This window comes from Marinobacter sp. ST-43, from assembly GCF_030541085.1.
Classification (GTDB): domain Bacteria; phylum Pseudomonadota; class Gammaproteobacteria; order Pseudomonadales; family Oleiphilaceae; genus Marinobacter; species Marinobacter nauticus.
The window spans coordinates 1-22,698 of record NZ_JASSVO010000011.1 but is presented as its reverse complement, the minus strand read 5'-3'; the positions used below and the strand labels follow the sequence as shown (position 1 = coordinate 22,698).

The following is a 22,698-nucleotide window of genomic DNA, read 5'->3' as shown; positions in this document are numbered from 1 at the left end:
GGGAATGAATCCACTCTATTATCTGACTCCACACGAACCGCAGCTACACCGGATACCCTATGCGCAACCCCCTGAAATCGGCCATCAAGACCTCCTCCGGCCTCGCCCGCCAGAGCGCACTCTACGCTGGCAATGCCTTCGACCGGATTTTCCGGGCGGCCAGCCTGGTACAGGCAGGCCAGACCCCGTTCGAAACCCTGCACAGCAATGGGCTGGTGAGCCTGCGATACTATCCGCCGCTGGAGGAGGATTTCATTGAACTGGATGGCATGGTGATCCCGGTAGAACGCAAGACCCACCGCACGCCGATCGTCATCATTCCTCCTCTGGCCGTAAATATGCTGATCTATGATCTGTTTCCCCAGCGAAGTCTGGTACGTTTCCTTCGAGCCAGAGGATTTGAGGTCTATCTGATCGACTGGGGTATGCCGAGCCGGGAACATACTCACTACAACATGCATACCTATGTTGCCGAATTCCTGCCGGAGTATCTGAATCGGGTCCGGGAACACAGCGGGGAACAGGAACTGTCACTGCATGGCTGGAGCATGGGCGGCATGTTCACGCTGTTCTACTCTGCCCTCAGCAAGGACCAGCACATCCGCAACGCCATCGTCCTGGGCCTGCCCATCGACAGCCATGCTTCCGGCCTGATTGGCTGGATGTATCAACGAATTGCAGACGTTGCCGAACTGGTGCGCAAGCGCACCGGCTTCCGGCTCCACGACATGAAACCGCACTGGTTCCACACCCCGGGCTGGGCCAACACCATCGGCTTCAAGTTAACCAACCCGGTTGGCAGTGTGATGGGCTACTGGGAGTTGATCGTGCGACTGGGCGACCGCGAATTCGTCACCAACCATGCCACCACCTCGGCCTTTCTGGACCGAATGGTGGCCTACCCCGGCGGTGTCATTCAGGACACCGTGGTCCGGGTCTGGATTGATAACCAGTTGGCCAAAGGCCAGATCCAGATTGGCGACGACTTCGCTCGACTGGAGAACGTAAACGCCAACTTACTGGCCATCGCCGGCCAGGAGGACACCCTCGCTACACCCGGTGCCGCCAAGCGAGTGATGGACCACGTCAGCTCCACGGATAAGACCTTCCGGGTGGCCCCCGGCGGGCACATGGGGATACTGGCCGGAAGCAAAGCGCCCCGGGCGTCCTGGCTTGAGCTGGCCGACTGGTTGGCTGCAAGGTCTGACTGATACTACTTTCACAAGCGGCAGGTGGCAGGGAGCGCTTTCCACCGCTGACTTTCCGTCTTCCCTGCTTTAAACTGCCACCCATGAAACCTGTTGATATGTTGAGCCTGGATCTGCGATCCCTGGCAACGTTTGTGGCGGTTCTGGATGAGGGCAGCGTGTCCCGGGCGGCGGTTCGCCTGGGCGTTACCCAATCGGCCGTGAGCCACACCCTCGAGCGCCTGAGACAGGCCTTCGGCGACCCCCTGTTTGTGAAATCAGGGCGCGGCATTGTACCCACCGACTACGCCCTGCGCACCGGCCCCCACATCCGCCAACTGCTGGATGATCTGCGCACCCTGCCCTCCGGGCCGCCCTTCGAACCGGCGTCGGCGGAATTCACCTTCACCATTGCCGCCAACGATTACCAGCGGGATCTGCTTCTGCCCGGGCTGCTCCGAATCCTGCGGCAGCAGGCCCCGGGCATCCGGCTACAGGTGATTCCCTCCGGCATCCCCAACGCCGACATGCTGCGCAAAGAAGCCTGCGACCTGATCATCAGCCCGCACGCACCGGAAACCACGGACATCATGCAACGGGGCCTGATGGCGGACCGCATGGTGGTGTTCTACGACCCAAACCAACGCAACGCGCCGACAGATCTGGCCGAATACCTGAAAGCCGATCACATCGCCCTGATGTTCGCCATCGGCGAACGGCCGGGCTTTGAAAACACCCTGCACGCCAAGGGCCTGGACCGCCGCAACGTGGTCACCGTCTCCAACTTCTCCGGCCTGCCCGAATTCCTCCGCGGCACCGACATGCTGGCCACCGCCCCGGAACGCATGAGCGCACAACTGATGCGTGACTTCGCCTGGGTTCCGCTTCCCTTCGACTACAAGCCCTTTACCCTGCTGATGCTATGGCACCGGCGGCACCAGAATGACCCGGCCCACCGCTGGGTGCGCAACCAGGTCAATTCGGTTGCAGCGACCATGAACGGGCTGAACGATTAATCAATCAGTTTTGTTCATGTATTGCATGAGGCTACTAGCCGTTATCTAAACGCACCATAAACCCTAGACTTCACGTCAATCGTCGACCTAGCGCAACTCTAAAGTCAGGACTAATAGTGTTAGCACTCACAAGCATCTGGACAACCATACTGCTGGCCGCCGCCGTCGCCCTCGGGCCACTGGCCGTGGACATGTACCTGCCAGCATTGCCCCAGATCGGCGCCGACTTCGATGCCGGCACCGATCAGGTTCAGCTGACTCTGAGCGTCTACCTGGCCGGCTTCGCCATAGCACAACTCATCTGCGGGCCGCTGGCCGACCGCTTTGGCCGCAAACCCATCATGATCGGTGGCTTCCTGCTCTTTACTGTTGCGAGCATCGGCTGCGCCCTGGCCAACAATATCGAAACCCTGCAGCTGTTCCGGTTCCTGCAAGCCCTGGGCGGCTCCGCTGGCCCTGTGTTGGGTCGCGCCATCATCCGCGACATCTATATCCCCCGGGAAGCCGCCAAAATCCTCGCCCTGCTCGCCAGCATCATGGCCCTGGCCCCGGCAGTGGCCCCTACCCTGGGCGGCCTGATGGTCGGCGGTCTCAGCTGGCACTGGATCTTCATCGCCATGGGCGGCTACGCCCTCGTCATGGCGGCGGTCACCGCTTTTGGCATCCCTGAGCCACTGAAACCGGAGTATCGCCAGCCCTTGCGCCTGTGCCACCTGTTCGCCAACTACCGGCGCATCAGCACCGACGCCAGCTTCATTGGCTACACCCTGACCAACGCCGCCATCTACGGCGGGCTGTTTGCCTTCCTGTCTGGCGCGTCCTTCGTGCTGATTGACGTACTGGGGGTTCAGCCGGAGCACTTCGGCTTCTACTTCGCCGCCATCGTGGTGGGCTACATCGCTGGTAATCTGGGCTCCATCCGACTGGCGCGTTACCTGGGGCCGGATCAGATCCTGTTCTACGGTCTGATCACCGCTCTGGCCGGCGGCGCCATCATGGCGCTCCTGGCCTACCAACAGGTTTACAGCCCGTGGGCGGTGATGATTCCCCAGGCCATCTTCATGGCCGGTACCGGCCTGGTACTGCCCCAGTGCATGGCCGGCGCCCTGGCCAACTTCCCCACCATGGCCGGCTCCGCCTCCGCGCTTTTTGGATTTATCCAGATGAGCGCCGCCGCCATCGCCGGCGCCATCGTCGGAGCCCTGCACAATGGCACCCCTCTGGTGATGGCCACCGTCATCGCCACCTGCGCCGGCCTGGCCATGATCGGCTACCTGCTGCTGGTACAGCGCTACCCGGCGAAAGCCTTCGAAACCGGAAAAGCCAGCGCCTGAAAGGCTCGCACGAGCATGATCCAGCTAAAGTCGGGGATGAAAAGTCATCCAAAGTAAGCTACACAGAGTAAGTTGCAGAACATAAAGCCAAGGAACTCTCAACAAACTCAGGAGCAGCATATGAGCAACGTCACCCTCGACGGCAACCCCATTGAACTGAGCGGAAAATTCCCCCAGCCGGGCGACAACGTACCGCCCTTCACCCTGACCAGCAGCGGACTGGAAGAAGTCAAACTCGACAACTGGGCCGGCAAACGCAAAATCCTTAACATCATCCCCAGCATCGACACCGGCGTATGCGCCGCCAGCACCCGCAAGTTCAACGAAAAAGCAGGCAGCCTCGACAACACCGTGGTACTGGTCATCTCCGCCGACCTGCCCTTCGCCGCTTCCCGTTTCTGTGGCGCCGAAGGCCTGAAAAACGTGGAAACCCTGTCCACTTTCCGCAACTACAGCTTCCAGCAGGACTACGGCGTCGCTATCCAGAACGGCCCCCTCGCCGGCCTCTGCGCCCGTGCGGTGGTGGTCCTGGACGAGAACAACAAGGTAATCCACAGCGAACTGGTCAACGAGATCAAGAACGAGCCGGATTACGATGCGGCTTTGAGTGTGCTCTGAGCCAACCCCCTCTCAAGCCAGTGCCAAACGTACTCCTTCGGCACTGGTAAACCTCCGGGGTTGGGGCACCCGGGTGGGGATGTCCTTCCAAAAATTTGCGGAGCCAGGGATGGCGGAGCAGAAGCGCCACACGGATGTGCCGCAGGAGCGGTTTTTGGAAGGACATCCCCACCCGGGTGCATGCACTCAATATATGAACTGCTAGAATCCCCACCACACTCAATACCAAGGCCCCCAAGCTAACGTGCAAAACCACCTGCAAAACGCCTCCCTGGGCCGCCAGCTCTACCACATGACCTGGCCCATGCTCTTCGGCGTGCTCTCGCTGATGACCTTCCAGCTCACCGACAGCGCCTTCGTCGGCCAACTCGGCCGCGACCCGCTGGCAGCGCTGGGCTTTACCGTGCCCATGCAACAACTGGTCAGCGGCATGTACGTAGGGCTGGGCATCGCCACCACCGCCATCATCTCCCGCACACTGGGCCAGGGCGACGACATGCGCGCCCAACGCCTGGGCGGCCTGGTGGTCGCCATTGGGGCCGGCCTGGCTTTCCTTCTATGCCTGTCGGTCTGGCTCCTGCAAAACCTGATCCTGGACCTGCTCGGCGCCGAACAGGCCCTGCGGCCAGTCATCAGGGAATACTGGGCACCCTGGCTACTCTCCGCCTGGACCGGCGCCATGGTCTACTTCAGCTACGCTGTGTGCCGCGCCAATGGCGACACCCGCCTGCCGGGCTACATGATGATCATCACCAGCCTGCTCAACATCGCCCTGGACCCGCTGTACATCTTCGTGTTCGGCTGGGGTCTGCCCGGCGCCGCCTGGGCCACCATCACCGCCTTCGGCATTGGCGCGCTGATCGTCTACCCGACCCTGCTCAAACGCCAGTGGCTAAGATTCGACCTGCTCCAACTGCAACTGGCTCAGGCTGTACGCCAGCTTGGCGGCATCATGGCGCCGGCCATGGTCAGCCAGCTGATGCCACCTATCTCAGCCATGCTGGCCACGGCACTGGTGGCAGGGTTCGGCTCTGCTGCGGTGGCCGCCTGGGGGCTGGGCACTCGTCTGGAGTTCTTTTCCATTGTGGTAGTGCTGGCCCTGACCATGTCCATGCCGCCAATGATCGGCCGCATGCTGGGGGCAGGAGAAGTCGAGAAGATCCGCAAGCTGGTTCGCATTGCGGTGCGCTTTATCGTGATCTGGCAGCTGGCCATCGGGCTGATCTGGCTGGCCGCCTCCGGCTTCGTCTCTGGCCTGTTCAGCCGCGATGCCGGAGTGCAGGACATTCTGGTGAGCTATCTGCTGCGAGTGCCACTGAGCTACAGCGGGCTTGGCGTGTGTATTCTGATGGTGTCAGTGAACAACGCACTGGGCATGCCCATGCGCGCACTGCTGATTTCCACTCTGCGGTTATTCGCCTGCTATCTGCCCCTGCTCTGGATTGGCGGGCAACTGGCCGGGCTGACCGGGCTGATGTCCGGCGCTCTGGTGGGCAACCTGCTGGCCGGCACCATGGCCTATAGCCTGTATCGCCAGGGTATGAGCCGGTTGCGCCAGCAGGGGTAATACTCAGGCAAACCGGGCGCGGAAGCTCTCGGGCATGGGGGTTACTTCCCGGCTCTGGTAGTTAAAGAACACGAAACCGTACTTGGCCAGCGCCACTGGTTGCCCGCTGTCGGCCTTGGTGACCCGGAACACGAAATCACCGCCGTATTTGTTGAAATCCATCAGCCCCACTTCAAAGCGCAGCAGGTCCGGGTAGAAGGACTCACCCTGATACATGGTCGCGAGATCCGTGACGATGATGCCCACACCATCGTGGCCCGCCTCTTCAATGCCGTGCTCCACCAGGAACTGGGCGCGCGCTTCAGACAGCATGGAGATCAGCGCGTCGTTGCCCAGGTGGTTGGCGCCGTTGATGTCGGTAATGCGGACCGGCAGGCGGGTTTCGAAGGTGAAGGCGGTGTCGGGAAAGTCGAGTTTGATTCTGGCCACTTTGGGGTCCCCTGGGGTGCGCTTGGTGCGATTGAGTGATGGGGGTGCATCATACTCCGACCTTTGTCGCTTCTCATCCTGTGGGTTGTTCGGGTATCTTGCTGTAAACGTCGTAGCGCCGCGAATGCTGGTTCGGTCGGCCGTAGAGATAAGCTTTCCAAAACACGCTGTGTATACATCCCTGTACGCTCTGCTCCGCCATCCATGGCTCCGCAAGGTTTTGGAAAGCTTATCCCTACGCCCTCATCCTGGCCTTGAACGCGCACCATAAAAACAGCAAAAAGACAGAGAGCCTTATGAACATCCGCCCCGCCGCCACCCTGGTTCTGACCCGTGATACCGATAACGGTATTGAAGTCCTGCTTCTGCAACGCACCTGGGATGCGGTGTTTCTGCCGGGTTATTACGTGTTCCCGGGGGGTGCGGTGAATGCGCAGGAGCCTGAGGGGCGGGCTCATGTGGTGGGTGTGGAGGATGCCGACATCAGTCAGACCATGAGTCTGGATGAAGGCGGGGCGGATTACATGCTGGCGGCGGTTCGGGAGTGTTTTGAAGAGGCGGGGATTCTGCTGGCTCAGGATGCGTCCGGCCAGTTGATTGGCGCCGATCACGGGGTTCACAGTGAGCGAATGGCGTTGTTTCAGGAGGAGATTTCGCTGGCGCAGTTGTGTGCGAAGCATGGTTTGACGGTGCCGCTGGACCGGTTGGCGTATCTGAGCCACTGGGTGACGCCACCGGGGCCGCCGCGCCGTTTTGATACCCGGTTTTTTGTAGCGGTGGCGCCGGAAGGCCAGGTGGCGAGCCATGATGGTACGGAAACCATTGATCACGTCTGGATTGCGCCGGCTCAGGCGCTTGAGGAACATCGGGCCGGTGCCCGGTTGCTGGGGTTACCGACGATCCGGACCCTGCGGGTACTGAGTGAGTTTGGCACGACCGGCGAGCTGATGCGTTATGCCCACGCCAATCCCCCGGAGGCGTTTCCGGATCAGCCCTGGCCGGCGGTGCGCAAGGGCAAACCGGTGATGCTGGAACCCAACGCTCCAGCCTATGACGAGGCAGTCAAGCTGGATCCGGAAGGTGAAGGATCAACCCGTGCGGAGATTGTTCCCGGGGAGCCGGTGGAGGTTGCCGCCGGGGTGGTACGGCTGACCGCGCCGAACCCCGGGATGATGACCGGCCCGGGCACCAACACCTATATCCTTGGCCATGAACGTTTTACGGTGCTGGACCCCGGCCCGGCGAACGACGTGCATGTCGAACGGATTCTGGAGCTCACCGGTGGTGTGGTGGATCAGGTGGTGGTTACCCATACCCACATGGACCACTCCCCGGCGGTGGCCCAACTCAAGGCCCGTACCGGTTGCCGGGTATTTGGCTGGCCAGCGCCGGAGGGCGCGGGGCAGGATTCGAGCTTCACACCGGATGATCAACCCGGGCACGGCGATCTGATTGTGACCGAAGCGGGCATCCTGAAGGTTTTGCATACCCCGGGCCATGCTTCGAACCACCTGTGTTATCTGTTGCTGGATCAGGAATTACTGTTTTCCGGGGATCACATCATGCAGGGATCAACGGTGGTGATTAACCCACCGGACGGTGATATGAAGGCCTACATTGATTCCATGTACGATCTGCTGGCCGAGCCTGTGCGCTTCATTGCACCGGCCCATGGTTTTCTGATGGGCCAGCCTGCGGCGGTGATGGATTACCTGATCACCCACCGGCTGTCCCGGGAACACAAAGTGTGGCGGGCTCTGGAGGCGCTGGCACCGGTCAGTCTGAAAGACCTGACCGCCAGGGCCTATGACGATGTCCCGGCCGCCATTCACGGCCTGGCCGCCCGCTCAGCGCTCGCGCACCTGCTGAAGCTGGAAGCCGAACACAGGGCGTTCGCCGACGACGGGCTCTGGCACGTGGTCGCGCCAGACTGAGGCTACTTCTTGGCGATCACCCATACCGCGTGCACGATGCCCGGAATGTAACCCAGGATGGTCAGCAGGATGTTGATCCAGAAATGCTTGCCGATACCAACCTGTAAAAAGACGCCTAACGGCGGTAACAGAATTGCTACCAGAATTCGCAAAAGATCCATTCAGTTCTCTCCTTGACGGGCGTAAAACAGTCATATCACTGCAAGATAGCAGTGGTATGACATTTCACCATATTGAACCGGGTAAATTCGGCCCGGTTTCATGAAAGTGGCATTAAACCTCTGTCACAGCCGTATTCATGATTGAGGCTCATCCCTATCCTTGGGGCCACATCGTCAGGTAATTGAGGACTTATGCTGAGAGCAAGGCTCAGATATTCCATCACTAGCGCACTCACATCATCACTCCTGGTTTTGGCGACGCCCGCCGTGCTGGCCGAGGCAGTCAGTTCCAAGGCAGACGCCACCGCCCTGTTGGTGGCCGATCTGGCGGAAGATGAAAACGTTGAGGATGTTGAGCACTCGGAACCCCGCCGGGGCTCTGCGCAGGCACGCGCCCAGGCTGAGACAACCAGCGAACAGAGCAGCCCGCAGGCACCCCCGGTGGAGGCACCGGAGGCAGCCAACAAGCCCCGTGAAATCGCACCCAATATCGACCTGAAAGAAGTGGCCCCGCTGCCGGAGCCGGAGCCCGAGGCAAGCGATTCCGGGGATTCTGCCGTGCAGCCGGAACCTCAGACCGAAATACAATCCGGGACAGCCGACGCGGCCGAGAGCAACACCCCGGCGTCCCCGGACGATGTTGCCGAGAAGGAGCCGGAACCGGCAGCACCTGTGCCGGCGGAGAGTTTCACGCTGCTGGGCAAGGAAATTCTGCCAGGCACCGCCACCCGGTTAGCCTGGTCGCCCGGTATACAGATCGCCGGGTTGTCCCAGATTACCCCGGTGCTGGTGGTCAATGGCGTTAACCAGGGCCCGACCCTGTGCCTGACCGGCGCGGTTCATGGTGACGAGCTCAATGGCATCGAAATTGTCCGTCGCAGCATGTACGACCTGAACCCGGAGAAACTCAGTGGCCGGGTTATCGGCGTGCCCATCGTGAACCTCACCGGCTTTCAGCAGGGCAGCCGCTATCTGCCGGATCGTCGCGACCTGAACCGGCATTTCCCCGGCACCCAGGACGGCACACTGGCCGACCGCGTTGCCCATTCCCTGTTTAACAACGTTATCCGGCACTGCGACATGCTGGTGGATATTCACACCGGGTCACTCAAGCGCACCAACCTGCCGCAACTCCGGGCCGACATGAACAATCCGGATGTCGCCGAATTCACCCGGGGCTTTGACCGGATGGCCGTGGTTCACAGTTCCGGGTCACCCGGCATGTTGCGTACCGCGGCTACCGAAGCAGGAATCCGCACCGTGACACTGGAGGCCGGGGAATCCCTGCGCATCCAGGAACACCAGATCGAAGCGGGCGTAAACAGCCTCAACAGTCTGATGGAAAAGCACGGCATGATTTCCCGCATGTTTGTCTGGGGCGATCCGGAGCCGGTGTATTACGACTCTACCTGGATCCGGGCCCAGCACGGCGGCATCCTGTTCAGCGAAATCAAGCTGGGAGCGACGGTATCCGAGGGCGAGGTACTGGGTTATGTCGCCGATCCAATCACCAACGAACAGCATCCGATTCGCGCCTCCTCGGACGGCCGGGTCATCGGCATGGCGGTGGATCAGGTAGTGATGGCAGGGTTTGCCGCCTACCACATAGGTACGGAGGCACAAGTACCCGGAGAGTAGTATGCTAGGCGTTTTCCATGGGCACGGAACCAGCAGGAGACGGAGTGTCTGACCTGAACGCCACAACGCAAAACTCCGGGCAAACCCTGGCCTACATCGGTCTGGTGCTGACACCGCTGTTCTGGGCCGGCAACGCCGTGGTGGCCCGCGGCACGGTCGAGCATATTCCGCCATTGTCCATGTCGTTCTGGCGCTGGGTACTGGCCCTGGCCATTATCCTGCCGTTCGGCTTACCCGGTATCTGGCGCCACCGGCAGGTGATTCGTCAGCGCCTCGGGTCCATGATTGCACTGGCCACCTTCAGCGTTGCCGCTTTCAATTCCCTCCTCTATGTCGCGGCCATGACCACGACAGCCACCAACATCGCGCTGATCAACGCCACTATCCCGATTTTTGTCGCACTGCTGGCCTGGCTGTTGTTGGGTGACCGGACCCGCCCGATTCAGATACTGGGCATTGCCATGGCCCTGGCCGGCATTCTGTGCGTGATTGCCCGCGGCGATGTGTCGGTGCTGACCGGCCTGCAGGCCCAGCCCGGCGATCTGGTGATGGTGGCTGCGGTGTTCAGCTGGGGCCTGTTCTCGGTGCTGCTGCGCCGGCAAGCGGTGCCACTGCCGGCACTGACCTTCCTCACCACGCAGATCCTGCTGGGCACCCTGATTCTCGCGCCAGTCTACCTGGTCGATTTTCTGTTCTTCAGCGGCGGCTTTGCCCTGTCACAAAGTACCGCCCTTCCTCTGATCTATTTTGCGATTTTTCCGGGCATTCTCGCCTACGCCTTCTGGAATCATGGCGTACACAGCATTGGCCCTGCCCGGGCTGCCATTTTCATGTACCTTACGCCGGTTTATGCCTCTGTGCTGGCGGTGGTTTTTCTCGGGGAAAACCTCAGCCTGTTTCATCTGGTGGGTGGACTGCTGATACTCGGAGGCCTGATACTGGCGACCCGAACCGGCCGGCGTCTGTCCCGCCCGCCTGTCACTGCACTGGATAAAGGAGAGCCGAATGACTAGGCAAACCGCCTCTTCATATTCCTGGCCGGCCATCATTACCCTGATGCTGGCCGCTCTTTCCCTGAACGTCGCGGCAGCCCCCTGCGACCCGGATGAGTCCAAATGGGCGCCATCCCGCTACTACCCGGCCGGAGCGGTGGTGCACCATGGCGGCAAGTGGTACCAGTCCCGGGAGCTACACCAGGGCCTGGAACCGGGCATTACCTTCGACTGGAAACAGCTCGATTCTGCCCCCGAATGCTCCGGCGAGGCTGCGCCCCCGGCCCCGATCGACAAGTCCGATGTAGAAACCGGGCAAACAGCGCAGACAGGCACAGTCACTGGCAGCCCGGATTCACCAGCCTCGGAATCGTCCAGTGACAACGAACTGTGCGAGCAGCCCGACCAGTGGCTGTTCTCAGAGCGCTACACCGTGGGCAGCGAAGCCAGCCATGGTGGCAAGATCTGGAAGGCGATCCGCCCGACCAGCGGCGATATGCCCGGGATGAATACGCCGCCGCGATGGCAATTGGTTGAAGATCACTGCTCCCTGGAAAATCAGCTGCCCTGAAGGGCTGCCTCAATACGGTCGAGAATCTGCGCCAGTACCGCTCTCGGGCAGCCGATGTTCAGACGCATGAAACCGCTGCCCTGGCTGCCGAAACTGAGTCCCGGATTGAGGCCAACCCCCGCCCGTTGCACGAAGAAGCGTTTCAGGGCGGTGTCGTCCAGCTTCAGGCCCCGGCAATCGAGCCAGATCAGGTAGGTGCCTTCCGGCGCCGAGGTGCGGATACCCGTGAGTCGGCGGTCAACCTCCTGCACCACGAAATCACGATTGCCCTTCAGATAGGCCATCAGATCATCCCGCCAGGGACCACCATGGCGATAGCCTGCCTCGAACCCGGCGATGCTGAACGGGTTACACTGCGGCAGGTGCAGCCGTTCGAACACCGTTTTCATGGCCTTGCGGCGCTCCGGATCCGGAATCACCAGGGCCGACAGGCCCAGCCCCGGCATATTGAAGGTCTTGCTCGGCGCAACCGCCGTTATCAGCGCATCATCCCCTTCGGCCAGGGTCGCCAACACCCGATGAGCAGGCTTGTCTGGATAGGTAAGATCGCAGTGAATCTCGTCCGACAGCACCACCAGGCCATGACGGCGCGCGATGTCCAGCACCTGAACCAGTTCCGCCTCGCGCCAGACCCGTCCCACCGGATTATGGGGTGAACACAGCAGCAATACCTTGGCATCCGGCCGGGCGGCGCATTGCTCCAAATGCTCCAGATCCATGCGGTAGTCACCGGTTTCGTCTGCCATCAAAGGGTTTTCGATCACGGTCCGGCCGGTATCCCTGACCGAGCTGAAAAACGGCGGGTACACCGGCGGCTGGATAATCACGCCCTCTCCGGGTTGGGCAAAGGCCAGGCAGGCCGCGTTGAGGGACGGCACCACCCCGGGCGCCATGACAATCCAGTCTCGCTGGATGCTCCAGCCATGACGGCTTTCAAACCACTGGATCATGGCCTCATAAAGGCTGTCCGGGAACAGGGTATAGCCATATACCGGATGCTGCGCCCGCTCGGTCAGCGCATGGGTGACCGCTTCCGGGGCCGGGAAGTCCATATCGGCGACCCACGCCGGTATCACATCGTCACGGCCGAATACCGCCTTGCGGGCATCAAACTTTACCGAACAGGTGTGCTCTCTGGCGATGGGCTGATCGAAAACGCTGCCATTCATGGGGGCTCCGCTTGCTGTCTCCGTGAAAACGCTATTGTGGTGGCCCGGTGCCGCCGTCGCAACCGACGCTTTGGCTCCGGCTTTGGTCGAAGAGCCATGAATTTCGCTTGCCCAATCCACCCGATGCTTGCGAACCTAACGGATTAGTCACCTGCGTTGACCAAAAACAATAATCGGAGCCCTTCCATGATTGGCCAGATTCTTTCCACCATGCTGCCGGTATTCCTGATTGCCGGCTGCGGCGCCTTGTACGGGCGTTACCGGACACCGGATATTCAGGGCCTGAATGTGCTCAACATGGAACTGTTCGTGCCCATGCTGGTGTTTGCGGTACTGGCAGACCAGCAGGCGCCCTTGCAGGAATACGGTTGGCTGGCGCTGGCCGCCACGGTGGTGGTTCTGGGGTCCGGTGTGATTCTGTATCCGGTGGCCAGGCTGCTGAAGCTGAACCTGAAAACCTTCCTGCCACCGATGATGTTCAACAACTCCGGCAACATGGGGATTCCGATTCTGGTGCTGGCATTCGGGGATGCGGCGCTGCCTGCAGCGATCGTACTGTTCATCGTGGAAATGCTGCTGCACTTCTCGGTAGGCCTGTACATGCTGGACCCCCACACCTCCATAATCCGCCGGCTGCGGTTGCCCATCGTTTTCGCCAGCATCGCCGGCCTGGCGGTGAACCTCAGTGGTATCCCGCTGCCGGGTTGGCTGCTGGAAACCCTGAACATGCTTGGCGGTGTGTGCATTCCACTGATGCTGTTTGCCCTGGGCGTCCGCATGCTGGATGTCGATTTCAGTGACTGGAAACTGGGGCTGATCGGCGCCATCGCCTGCCCGCTCTCCGGACTCATTCTGGCCTGGCCAATGATTGCCCTGCTGGATCTGCCGGGGCTGCAGGTTGCCAGCCTTTGGGTCTTTGCCGCCCTGCCACCGGCCGTACTGAATTACATGGTGGCCGAACAGTATCAGCAGGAACCCCACGCGGTGGCCTCTCTGGTGCTGCTGAGCAACCTGGGCAGTCTGGTGGTAATGCCCATTGTGCTGGGCTTGGTATTCGCGGCGGGCTACGTGTAAGCTTCTCCGCAATCCGGAGAGTTGATCAATGTCAGAAACCCTTGCGGTGGTCCGCGCGTCCCGCCCGAACTTTTTACTGCTTGCCCCGTTGTGTGCCGGCCTGGGCCTGGCCGTCGCCTGGCAACAGGGCCAGGCGCCCGAACTTTTACACACCTTTCTGGTTTTCCTTGGCGCCGTACTTGCCCATGCGGCGGTGAATCTGCTGAACGAATACGACGATTTTCGCTCCGGCCTCGACATGATCACCGAGCGCACCCCGTTCTCCGGTGGCAGCGGCGCCCTGCCCGAGGTGCCGACTGCTGCCCGGCGCGTGCTCTGGGCAGGTCTGGGCACACTCGCGGTGGTGGTGACCATCGGTCTGTATTTTCTCTGGCTGCGGGGTCTGCCGCTGCTGGTGCTCGGCGCGGCCGGTGTGGTGCTGGTGCTCACCTATACCCGCTGGATTACCCGCTCGCCGCTGCTGTGCCTGCTGGCACCGGGCATGGGGTTTGGTCCCATCATGGTGCTGGGCACCGTTATCGCGCTTGGGGCAAGCATCGATACCTCCGCCCTGCTGGCGTCTCTCGTAGCGCTCTTGATGGTCAGTGAGCTGTTGCTGATCAACCAGATACCGGATGCAGAGGCCGATCGAGCGATTGGCCGGCGCCATCTGGTGATTACCCTTGGCCCCGAAAAAGCCGCCCATCTGGTGGCTGGCCTGTTGCTTGCCAGCTATGGTGTCATCGTTGCCGGTGTGGTCAGTGGCTATCTGGCAATGACCAGCCTTATCGCCCTGGCACCGCTACCGGCAGCAATCTGGATTAGTCTTCGACTACCTCGGGTACTGGCGACGCCAGATCAGCTCAACCGGGTGCTGGGCACCAACGTGGCGGTACTGCTGTCCACCCTGGCGCTGCTGGTGACCGGGCTCAGCCTATGAGCCTGAACCGCTGGGGCTCCGTAAAGATTCTGTAAATCAAGAATTCGATTCTCCCAAGGGCTTTTACCTCGCTAACCGCTTGCAACTGACTGAACTTTGACCGATGGTAAGAATCAAATCTGTCTGATTTCATTCATGATATGGAGGTCTGCCCATGAGCGTTCTGCTCCTCGTTCTCAGTGCCCTGGTACTGATTTACTTCAGTATCGGTGGCAAAACTGCCGCCCTCATCATGTCCGTCGCTACCCTGATTGGTGTCGCTCAGGACGACTGGCACATTCTGAGTTTTCTGATCGGCGGCATCCTGCTGGCTTTGGCACTGCTCGTAACCCTCCCTGGCGACCTGCGCCTGGATAAACTCAGCCGGCCACTGCTGGGCTGGGTTCGCAGTCGCTTACCAAAACTGTCTCCCACCGAACAGGAAGCCCTCAACTCCGGCTCCGTTGACTGGGACGGCGAACTGTTTTCCGGCCAACCTGAGTGGAACAAGCTGCTGGATGCCGCGCCCGCTCACCTGACCAGTGAAGAACAGGCGTTTCTTGATGGCCCGGTGGAAGAACTGTGCAAGATGCTGGACGACTGGCAGATCACCCACGAACACTACGATCTGCCAGACAAAGTGTGGAAGTTCATTCGCAGCAAGGGCTTCTTTGGTCTGGTGATTCCCAAAGAAGACGGCGGCCTGGGTTTTTCCAACACCGCCCATTCCGAAATCGTCATGAAGATCTCCACCCGCAGCGTGTCTGCGGCGGTGACCGTGATGGTGCCCAACTCCCTCGGTCCCGGCGAGCTGCTGATGCACTATGGTACCGACGAGCAGAAACAGCACTACCTGCCTCGCCTGGCCGGGGGTGAAGAAATCCCCTGCTTTGCACTGACCTCTCCGGTCGCCGGCTCCGATGCTGGCGCGATTCCGGACAAAGGCATCGTCTGCAAGGGCGAATGGAACGGCAAGGAAGTGCTGGGCCTGAAAGTGACCTGGAACAAGCGCTACATCACCCTGGCGCCGGTCGCTACGCTGATCGGCCTCGCCATCAAGGTTTACGACCCCGAGCACCTGCTTGGCGAGCAGGACGAGATCGGTGTCACCTGTGTGATGGTGCCGCGGGATACCGACGGCGTGAATGCCGGTGCCCGCCACCTGCCCATGAACACGGTCTTCATGAACGGCCCCACCTGGGGCACTGAAGTTTTCATCCCCATGGAACAGGTAATTGGCGGCCAGGACATGCTCGGCAAGGGCTGGAAAATGTTGCTGGAATGCCTGTCCATCGGCCGCTCCATCTCCCTGCCCGCTCTGGGCACCGGCGCCGGCAAACTGGCCAGCCTGGCGACCGGTTCCTACGCCTACACCCGGGAGCAGTTCGGCCGCTCCATCAGCCAGTTTGAAGGCGTACAGGAAGCCCTGGAACCCATTGCCGGCTACACCTACATGATGGACGCAGCCCGCCTGCTGACCGCCGGTATGCTGGACCGGGGCGTTCGCCCGTCGGTACCTTCAGCGGTGCTGAAATACCGCAACACAGACCTGATGCGGGAAGTGATCAACCACGCCATGGACGTGGTCGCCGGCCGAGGTGTGATCACCGGCCCCCGCAACTTCCTGGCACGGGCTTACCAGGCCGTGCCTATCGGCATTACCGTGGAAGGCGCCAACATCCTGACCCGCAGCCTGATGGTCTTCGGCCAGGGCGCCATCCGCTGCCACCCCTTCATTGTTGAGGAAATCGAAGCGGCGGGCATGGAAAACCAGGATCAAGCAGCGAAGAAGTTCGACGGCATCTTCTACCGCCACCTGGCCCACACCACCCGCAATGCCCTGCGTGCATTCGTTCTGGGCCTGAGTAAAGGCTGGCTGGAAAGCGCACCCCGCCAGGGTGACATCCAGAAATACTACCGCCAGCTGGGCCGTTTCTCGGCAGCCTTTGCCCTGATGACCGACGTGACCCTGCTCACCGTCGGTGGCGGCCTGAAAGCCCGCCAGCGGCTGTCTGGCCGCATGGCCGACTGTCTCGTACAGCTTTACTACGCCACCGCCGTGATCAAGCAATGGCATGAAGAAGGCTATCCGGACGACCAACGGGATCTGGTGGAATGGTGCCTGCAAACCTGCCTGCACGACCTGCAGGACTCCATGCGTGAAGCCATCATCAACTTCCCGGTGCCCGCCCTGCGCTGGCCGCTGCGGCTGATGGTCTTCCCGCTCGGCGCCACCGGCCTGAACGGCCCGGATGACAAGCTCGGTGCAAAAGTGGCGGCTACCATCGTGAACGACACGTCTGTGCGCCAGCGCATCAGCCGGGGAACCTTCATCAATGCCGATCCCAGCGACCCGCTCGGACGTGTACTCAACGCCTATCGACTGGCGAACGAAACCGAGGAATCCCGCCACAAACTGCACGAAGCGATCCGCAGCCGGGACGAAGACGAAGTGGATGGCATCGCCCTGCTGATGGGCCACCAACGCAAGGAACTGGTGGACTGGGCCTGTGCCCAGGGCATTGTCAAAGCAGAGGAGTGCCCGAAACTGGAAGAAGCCCTGACGGCACTCTATGACGTCATCCGCGTAGACGCCTTTGATGCCGACGGATTGAAATCCCTCGCCAAAAGCGCCAAAGGTAAGCGCAAGGTGGTGGAGCGGCCGTCCAAAGGCTGAGCTTAGCTACCCTCTCATTGAGGGGCGGTCACTCGCCCCTCAAGCCACCCCGAATCGCCTCATCCACCAACCACCGGCGCAGCGTCTGAATCCCGCGCTCCCGCCGGCGGCTGGTCTTCCAGGCAAAGTAAAATTTGTCGCCGGTTACCACGGAATGCGTCGGCAACCGCACGAAATCTTCGGAATCCTTCCGGGTACTCAGCATGTAGTCATTGGTCAGGGCAATGCCCTGATGAAACCGCGCCGCCTCAAGCGCCAACAGCATATGGCTGAAGTGCTGAACGCGAGTGCCCGTGGGCATCAATTCTCCTGCCGCGCTGTACCAGGCCTCCCAGTCTCCGGCCGGCCGGTCGAAAATGCTGTGAGTGGATAGCAGCGGAAACCCCGCCATCTCACCCGGCGACACCGGTTGCTCATCCCGCCGCTCCGGCTCCACATCCCGGCCCAGCTCCCGGCGCATACGTTGCCAGTAATCCTGACTACAGACCGGAAACAGCCGCTCCTCGTACAGCAAATCGTAACTGTAGGCCCGGGAATCCCGGTGAATGGTGATGAAACAATCCGCTACCCGATCCGACAACACCGGGTTCTCGCTACTCATCTCCAGCGCCAGATCAATCTGCGGATGCAGCCGCTGCAAATCCGGCAACCGGGGCACCAGCCAGCGCACGGCGAACGAACTGAACACCGACAACCGCAACCGACTCTCCTCATGCCCCAGCAACTGCTCACTGGCCCGCTCAATCTGAAGCAGAGCCGAACCAATGGCATCGAAATACTGCCGCCCTTCATCGGTCAACGTCACGCGACGACCGGAGCGCCAGAACAACCGCTCGCCCAGATAGGTTTCCAGCTGTTTGATCTGGTGGCTGACCGCGCTCTGGGTGATGGCCAGTTCTTCCGAGGCCGCTGAAAAACTGTTCAGCCGGGCGGCGGCTTCAAATACTGGGAGAGCTTTTAGAGGTGGGAGTCTCATCGCTGCTTATTATCTAATTTTCTAATGAATGGGGAATATTGATCATTTTATCGGATAGTTAAGCACGCCTAGAATCCACATCCAAGTGTCAGTCCAATTCGAGATTGAGATTCGATCTCACGAAATGTGGTATTGCTCCAGGCCAGAGCCACCAATGCTTGGGCGGCTATTTTGGCCCTATCAGGAAAAGCGTCTCACTACTTTAACGTGAGACTTCTCCTGTTTTATCTCATTTTGGCGTTTGTCAGTCGGCTGTTGTGGGCCGGATTTTTCTGGCAGTGACAGCACTAAATCACATTCACTTAAGCGCGATAAGGCTTGCGCCTGTCGAAGCTGGGACCATAGGAGATCATCATGTCAGGAAAAACCGTCAATAGCGCCATCCTGCTACTTGTGATCGGCAATGCTATGGCCATTTTGTCTGATGTGTTTATCAAACTGCTGGAACCCGGCGCCCCGATCTTTCAATTCGCCTTCCTCCGTTGTGTGCTCACGCTGGCCTTCTTGCTTCCTCTCGCCGGTCAACTGAACCGGGATCAGCTGTTCAGCGGGCTGAAGATCCACACGCTCCGGGCCCATATTCATCTGGGTGGCATCCTGTGCATGGTCGTGGCTCTGGGCAATCTGCCCTTGGCTACCGCCAACGCACTCTTCTACGGCGCACCGATTCTGGTGATGGTGTTTTCGGCCCTGGTTTTCCGGGAGCGACTGACGCCCCTGAGCGTAATGGCCGTATTCAGTGGTTTCACTGGGATTGTGGTAATCCTGCGTCCAGTGGAATTCAACTGGGCAGCCATCGCCGCCCTCGGGTCCGCACTGGCACTGGCGATCAATGCGGTCATGGTCCGGCAACTTCCGAAACAGCAGTCAACGGTACACAAGCTGTTTCTCAATTACCTGCTGATCCTGCCGGCAGCTGGTGCCCTGGCGCTCTGGGAGGGGGCCGAGTGGTCGCCCGGAATACTACTGAGTGCCGCCGGTTCCTCCTTTTTTATTCTCGGCTACAACATCACCGTGCTGCTGGCCTATCAGCAAGTGGACGCCAATCAGGTCACGAGTGCTGAATACACCGGTCTGATCTGGGCAGTGTTGATTGGCTGGGTGGGTTTCAATGAAATTCCCGATATCTGGTTCGCCGTGGGCAGTGCCATGATTGTGGTGCCTCTGATTATGGTGGGGTTGCGGTCGCGTCAGCGGAGCCAGCGGGTGCTCCGGGCTCACCCGGTGAATGGTTGAGGCCCTCTGCCAATCACGATGCGGAGGGACGACCTGCTCCCATCCGGGTGGACCTAAAACGGAGTCAGGGGCAGGTCACTGGATAGGGGTAGAACCCGTTATTAGCAATTAGTAGTTTGGAATACTAATTAGTATCAGGCATTACTAAATGCTACTAAAGCACGCTCGTTGGAGCGCAGTGTAAAGGGCGTTCGGTGCAGGCCGAAGGGCCAGAGTGGACTTTCCACACTCTAGTGGACACGCTCGGCCTATGATTACAGCACAGGAGGAGGTGCCATGATCAGCCGCGTCATAATTCTCACAAGTCGATTAGGATTGGGGGATTAACTGGGCGATATTGAGCATCACACGTGCTCGCGTTCGCAAACTTTAGTCCATCGCTCTCTCGAATCGCGAAGCCATAACTTTCGTGAATGTGACCGCAGATGTGAGCCTTGAGCTGACGCAGCTCATCGATTTTCTTGGCGAGCGGATAGCAGCCTACGTGTTCACCGATATCGGGAATCCAGTCGAAAATGCCTAATGCCGGTCCGTGCGTCACAAGCACGTTAGTATCCTCAGGGACAAGCTTCAGTCTCTCCCATCTCTCACCCTCTTTCGCGTTGAAGCTCATCCCTCGGAAGATCGGCTGCCAAGGAAAGCCGTAAAATTTCAAGCCTCCGATCATTGCCGCTTCCCCGCAGAGGTAACTGATTCCGTTTTTCTCACACATTTCGCGGGACCAATCGGGGTATCGAACAAAACAGTGGTCGTGATTGCCAGCGATGAGAACTTTGTCCTTGTGCTGCTGATCGCCCATCCAGCGCGTAAAGTCATCAAGCTGGGGCAGAGAGCCTGATCCGGTGCAGTCGCCCGCGTGCACCAGGACATCACCATCGGGGAGAGACAACATCTTGTCATGCAGACTGTGCGTGTCTGATATGCAAACAATTCTCACCGCTACTCCCACGGACAGTCTGGACTGCCCCACTCAGCGCCAACGGGTCCCCCGACGGCACCTTGGAGCTTTCTCTTCTTGATCCAGTCGATCGCCATTCTGTCCATATCTTCAGATGGGACTTCAACAACAAGCACGTCCCAGGATTTGCCTTTGAACGTCTCTTTTTCGACTCGGAATTCCTGAGGATTATTCAGCTCTAGAAAAACGGACTTTGGTTGCGCGCTGAGCAGCTCCTGGTAATACAGGTGATAATTCGGGCCGCTGGAAATTGAAGCTTTTGTGCTCATATCTTGGCTCGCTAGTCGTCAATGCTCTCGAAAAGATTGCTCAGTACCCATCATATTTTATAACGTAAAATAATGTTTAAAAACAGATATTTATCTTATTTCCAGTGTATGCCAACATAGAGGACATCGCCAGTCCTAAGTTGCAAAAAGGCGAATGACTTCCCTGGCGCTGGGGCCAACTTGAAGGTTTAGAGTTCAATACCACTGATCTGGAAGAGCTCTATAAACTGAGCTTTCAATCATGAATAAACACAAACAGAAAACGCTTCTTTGCATGGATCTCGAAGTGAAGCTCATTAGCAACGCGGTCTCTCAACTACCGCGGCCAGGTCTCTATACGTTTCTTGAGGCTGTGTCGGAAGTCTGTGATCTGATGTTGCACAAATTGGTCAGCTCAGAGCGAGTCAATGCGATTCGGAAACTGTTGGGCGTAGATGGAGTCACGCCAGCTTGGTTCCTCGACCTACCTGTCCTCCATCCAACCGGCACGATAAAGGACAAGGTTCGTTGCGGGCGATCTGATGCTATGTTGCTGGACGATCAGGCTGTGGTTGTTGCTTCTGATGAGGAACCTTGGTGGATTCCAATTGCAGAATATCTGCCACCCTACTCAGATCATGATCGCGAACTCATTTAAGCTCTCGCTACCATCAAATCCCGACTGACTGAGTCGGATTGAAAACATGGCTTGGCCAGAGACTGACACCAGAAAGGGCCGGACGTTGAGGTCGCGTAAGCGAACATTCAAGTTGACCAACATGTATCCACGAAAGTGGTTCAAGGTAAGACCTTTCACAAAAAGCGCTCCAACAGGCACACTTCATGGTATTGGCTAGATTAGATCATTACCTCTGGGTAAAACATCTGAAGGTTCTACTTAGGTGAATGCGTGGCAATTTTTGACATCGAGAAAGACGAATTACTCCGGCTGACCGATACTCAGCTTGAGGAGTTGGTTGCTCGCCTCGCCGAGGCCGAAGTGGCAACGCAAGGCCATAGCCCTGCATGGGTAAGCTGGTCAGGTTCAATCAATGCTTCTGACGAAGGAATTGACATCCATGTTCAGGTTCCCGTCGATACACTGAACACCGGTTTTCTTGAAAAATCCGATACGATCCTACAAGCCAAGAAGCACTCGATGCCGAAGGCCAAGATCACCGAGGAGATGGTCACCGATAGCGAATTGTCAACGACAATCTCTGAGCAAGCTGCAAAGGGCGGCAGCTACATCATCGTGAGCTTGGGTGATGATTGCTCACCTCCTATGCTCAAGGATCGCCTAAAAGCTATGCGGGATTCCGTTAAGGATGATCCCAACAATCGCAATATTCACCTGAACTTTTACGACCGTTCGAAGCTGATTCAGTGGGTGCGGCAGCACCCTTCTATCATGCTGTGGGTCAAAGGAAAGCTCGGCCAGGGATACTCTGGTTGGCAGCCATATGGCGCTTGGAGCAATCCACCGCACGGCGTCGTTGATAATCTGATTTCTGCACCGGGCGTGACGATCACGCTACCGTCAGAAAAAGGCCAAAAACTCAATATCGACGACGCCATCGATGCGATTCGGGACCTGATTCGGTCTACTAAGAAGGCTATTCGTATCACGGGCTTATCCGGAGTCGGGAAGACGAGGATCGTGCAAGCACTATTCGATGAGAAAGTTGGTTCAGATGCTCTTGATAGGACCATCGCAGTCTATGTGGATACTGGTGCTGAACCGGACCCTTCGGCAGCAGCGGTACTGGACAAGCTTATCGCTGAGGGCCGCCGTGCCATCATGATCCTCGATAATTGCCCATCAGAACTGCACTCTTCACTGGCCAGCAAAGTATCAGCCGCAAGCGGCGAGGTAAGCCTCATCACCGTCGAGTGCGTAAACCGCTGAAGGTTGCCACCCATTCCACGTGAAGCCTGCCACCCGGACCGGAGCAAGGCTGCCACCCATCGGAGCGTAGCGACGCGGGGTTTCTCTTCTTACTCCGAAGTCTCAG

21 protein-coding genes are annotated in these 22,698 nt (G+C 59.2%); 15 read left to right on the top strand and 6 right to left on the bottom strand.

What is annotated here, in order from left to right:
• Window positions 1-59 precede the first annotated feature (59 nt).
• From QPL98_RS13380 to QPL98_RS13360, 5 genes are all read left to right on the top strand, one after another.
• The gene (locus QPL98_RS13380) at window positions 60-1,211 is read left to right on the top strand and encodes an alpha/beta fold hydrolase (RefSeq protein WP_303293419.1); all 1,152 of its coding nucleotides are present in this window, start codon (window positions 60-62) and stop codon (window positions 1,209-1,211) included.
• A gap of 80 nt (window positions 1,212-1,291) precedes the next feature.
• Window positions 1,292-2,203 (top strand): LysR family transcriptional regulator, encoded by a 912-nt coding sequence (locus QPL98_RS13375; RefSeq protein WP_303293418.1) that lies wholly within the window; start codon window positions 1,292-1,294, stop codon window positions 2,201-2,203.
• 116 nt (window positions 2,204-2,319) lie between these two features.
• A complete protein-coding gene (locus tag QPL98_RS13370) occupies window positions 2,320-3,537 on the top strand; it encodes a Bcr/CflA family multidrug efflux MFS transporter (protein ID WP_303293417.1) in 1,218 nt (405 codons plus the stop codon).
• 120 nt (window positions 3,538-3,657) lie between these two features.
• The gene (gene tpx / locus QPL98_RS13365) at window positions 3,658-4,155 is read left to right on the top strand and encodes a thiol peroxidase (protein ID WP_011787201.1); all 498 of its coding nucleotides are present in this window, start codon (window positions 3,658-3,660) and stop codon (window positions 4,153-4,155) included.
• Window positions 4,156-4,399: 244 nt separating this feature from the next.
• Window positions 4,400-5,722: an MATE family efflux transporter gene (locus QPL98_RS13360; protein ID WP_022991351.1), complete on the top strand. Its 1,323-nt coding sequence runs from the start codon at window positions 4,400-4,402 to the stop codon at window positions 5,720-5,722.
• 3 nt (window positions 5,723-5,725) lie between these two features.
• On the opposite strand, the gene QPL98_RS13355 is transcribed toward QPL98_RS13360, so the two are convergent.
• Window positions 5,726-6,151 (bottom strand): thioesterase family protein, encoded by a 426-nt coding sequence (locus QPL98_RS13355; protein WP_014423046.1) that lies wholly within the window; start codon window positions 6,149-6,151, stop codon window positions 5,726-5,728.
• Between the two features lie 296 nt (window positions 6,152-6,447).
• On the opposite strand from QPL98_RS13355, the gene QPL98_RS13350 reads away from it, so the two are divergent.
• Entirely contained in the window at window positions 6,448-8,085 is a 1,638-nt protein-coding gene (locus QPL98_RS13350; RefSeq protein ID WP_303293415.1) for an MBL fold metallo-hydrolase, read from the top strand.
• A 2-nt stretch (window positions 8,086-8,087) separates the two neighbouring features.
• Here the strand turns inward: QPL98_RS13350 and QPL98_RS13345 are convergent, their stop codons facing one another.
• Window positions 8,088-8,246, bottom strand: coding sequence for a YqaE/Pmp3 family membrane protein (locus QPL98_RS13345; protein WP_014423048.1), 159 nt, complete (start codon window positions 8,244-8,246; stop codon window positions 8,088-8,090).
• 192 nt (window positions 8,247-8,438) lie between these two features.
• Here QPL98_RS13345 and QPL98_RS13340 point away from each other — a divergent pair, with 192 nt between their 5' ends.
• Genes QPL98_RS13340 through QPL98_RS13330 form a run of 3 tightly spaced genes read left to right on the top strand, consistent with a single transcriptional unit; the run spans window position 8,439 to window position 11,447 of the window.
• Window positions 8,439-9,884, top strand: coding sequence for a succinylglutamate desuccinylase/aspartoacylase family protein (locus tag QPL98_RS13340; RefSeq protein ID WP_303293414.1), 1,446 nt, complete (start codon window positions 8,439-8,441; stop codon window positions 9,882-9,884).
• A gap of 17 nt (window positions 9,885-9,901) precedes the next feature.
• Entirely contained in the window at window positions 9,902-10,897 is a 996-nt protein-coding gene (locus QPL98_RS13335) for a DMT family transporter (protein WP_031211504.1), read from the top strand.
• Window positions 10,890-11,447, top strand: a complete 558-nt coding sequence (locus tag QPL98_RS13330; protein ID WP_303293413.1) for a carbohydrate-binding protein — start codon at window positions 10,890-10,892, stop codon at window positions 11,445-11,447. Before QPL98_RS13335 ends, QPL98_RS13330 begins: the two co-directional genes overlap by 8 nt.
• Here QPL98_RS13330 and QPL98_RS13325 read toward each other — a convergent pair.
• Window positions 11,435-12,616 (bottom strand): MalY/PatB family protein, encoded by a 1,182-nt coding sequence (locus QPL98_RS13325; RefSeq protein ID WP_303293412.1) that lies wholly within the window; start codon window positions 12,614-12,616, stop codon window positions 11,435-11,437. The genes QPL98_RS13330 and QPL98_RS13325 overlap by 13 nt on opposite strands.
• Window positions 12,617-12,802: 186 nt before the next feature.
• On the opposite strand from QPL98_RS13325, the gene QPL98_RS13320 reads away from it, so the two are divergent.
• The 3 genes from QPL98_RS13320 to QPL98_RS13310 all read left to right on the top strand — a co-directional run bounded on the left by QPL98_RS13320 (window position 12,803) and on the right by QPL98_RS13310 (window position 17,265).
• Window positions 12,803-13,690 carry an AEC family transporter gene (locus QPL98_RS13320; protein WP_011787210.1) on the top strand — a complete coding sequence of 296 codons (888 nt, stop codon included), beginning with the start codon at window positions 12,803-12,805 and terminating at the stop codon, window positions 13,688-13,690.
• Window positions 13,691-13,718: 28 nt separating this feature from the next.
• A complete protein-coding gene (locus tag QPL98_RS13315; RefSeq protein ID WP_303293411.1) occupies window positions 13,719-14,609 on the top strand; it encodes a prenyltransferase in 891 nt (296 codons plus the stop codon).
• Window positions 14,610-14,763: 154 nt separating this feature from the next.
• Window positions 14,764-17,265 carry an acyl-CoA dehydrogenase gene (locus QPL98_RS13310; RefSeq protein WP_206854505.1) on the top strand — a complete coding sequence of 834 codons (2,502 nt, stop codon included), beginning with the start codon at window positions 14,764-14,766 and terminating at the stop codon, window positions 17,263-17,265.
• 28 nt (window positions 17,266-17,293) lie between these two features.
• Here QPL98_RS13310 and QPL98_RS13305 read toward each other — a convergent pair whose 3' ends face one another.
• Window positions 17,294-18,241 carry a LysR family transcriptional regulator gene (locus tag QPL98_RS13305; RefSeq protein ID WP_011787214.1) on the bottom strand — a complete coding sequence of 316 codons (948 nt, stop codon included), beginning with the start codon at window positions 18,239-18,241 and terminating at the stop codon, window positions 17,294-17,296.
• A gap of 354 nt (window positions 18,242-18,595) precedes the next feature.
• On the opposite strand from QPL98_RS13305, the gene QPL98_RS13300 reads away from it, so the two are divergent.
• Window positions 18,596-19,477 (top strand): DMT family transporter, encoded by an 882-nt coding sequence (locus QPL98_RS13300; RefSeq protein ID WP_303293410.1) that lies wholly within the window; start codon window positions 18,596-18,598, stop codon window positions 19,475-19,477.
• 298 nt (window positions 19,478-19,775) lie between these two features.
• Here QPL98_RS13300 and QPL98_RS13295 read toward each other — a convergent pair whose 3' ends face one another.
• Together QPL98_RS13295 and QPL98_RS13290 are read right to left on the bottom strand one after the other, a co-directional pair.
• Window positions 19,776-20,414, bottom strand: coding sequence for a metallophosphatase domain-containing protein (locus QPL98_RS13295; RefSeq protein ID WP_303293409.1), 639 nt, complete (start codon window positions 20,412-20,414; stop codon window positions 19,776-19,778).
• 2 nt (window positions 20,415-20,416) lie between these two features.
• A complete protein-coding gene (locus QPL98_RS13290; RefSeq protein ID WP_303293408.1) occupies window positions 20,417-20,704 on the bottom strand; it encodes a hypothetical protein in 288 nt (95 codons plus the stop codon).
• A gap of 241 nt (window positions 20,705-20,945) precedes the next feature.
• Here QPL98_RS13290 and QPL98_RS13285 point away from each other — a divergent pair, with 241 nt between their 5' ends.
• Both QPL98_RS13285 and QPL98_RS13280 read left to right on the top strand, forming a co-directional pair.
• Window positions 20,946-21,341 carry a hypothetical protein gene (locus QPL98_RS13285; protein ID WP_303293407.1) on the top strand — a complete coding sequence of 132 codons (396 nt, stop codon included), beginning with the start codon at window positions 20,946-20,948 and terminating at the stop codon, window positions 21,339-21,341.
• A 252-nt stretch (window positions 21,342-21,593) separates the two neighbouring features.
• Window positions 21,594-22,592 (top strand): hypothetical protein, encoded by a 999-nt coding sequence (locus QPL98_RS13280; RefSeq protein WP_303293406.1) that lies wholly within the window; start codon window positions 21,594-21,596, stop codon window positions 22,590-22,592.
• Window positions 22,593-22,698: the final 106 nt, after the last annotated feature.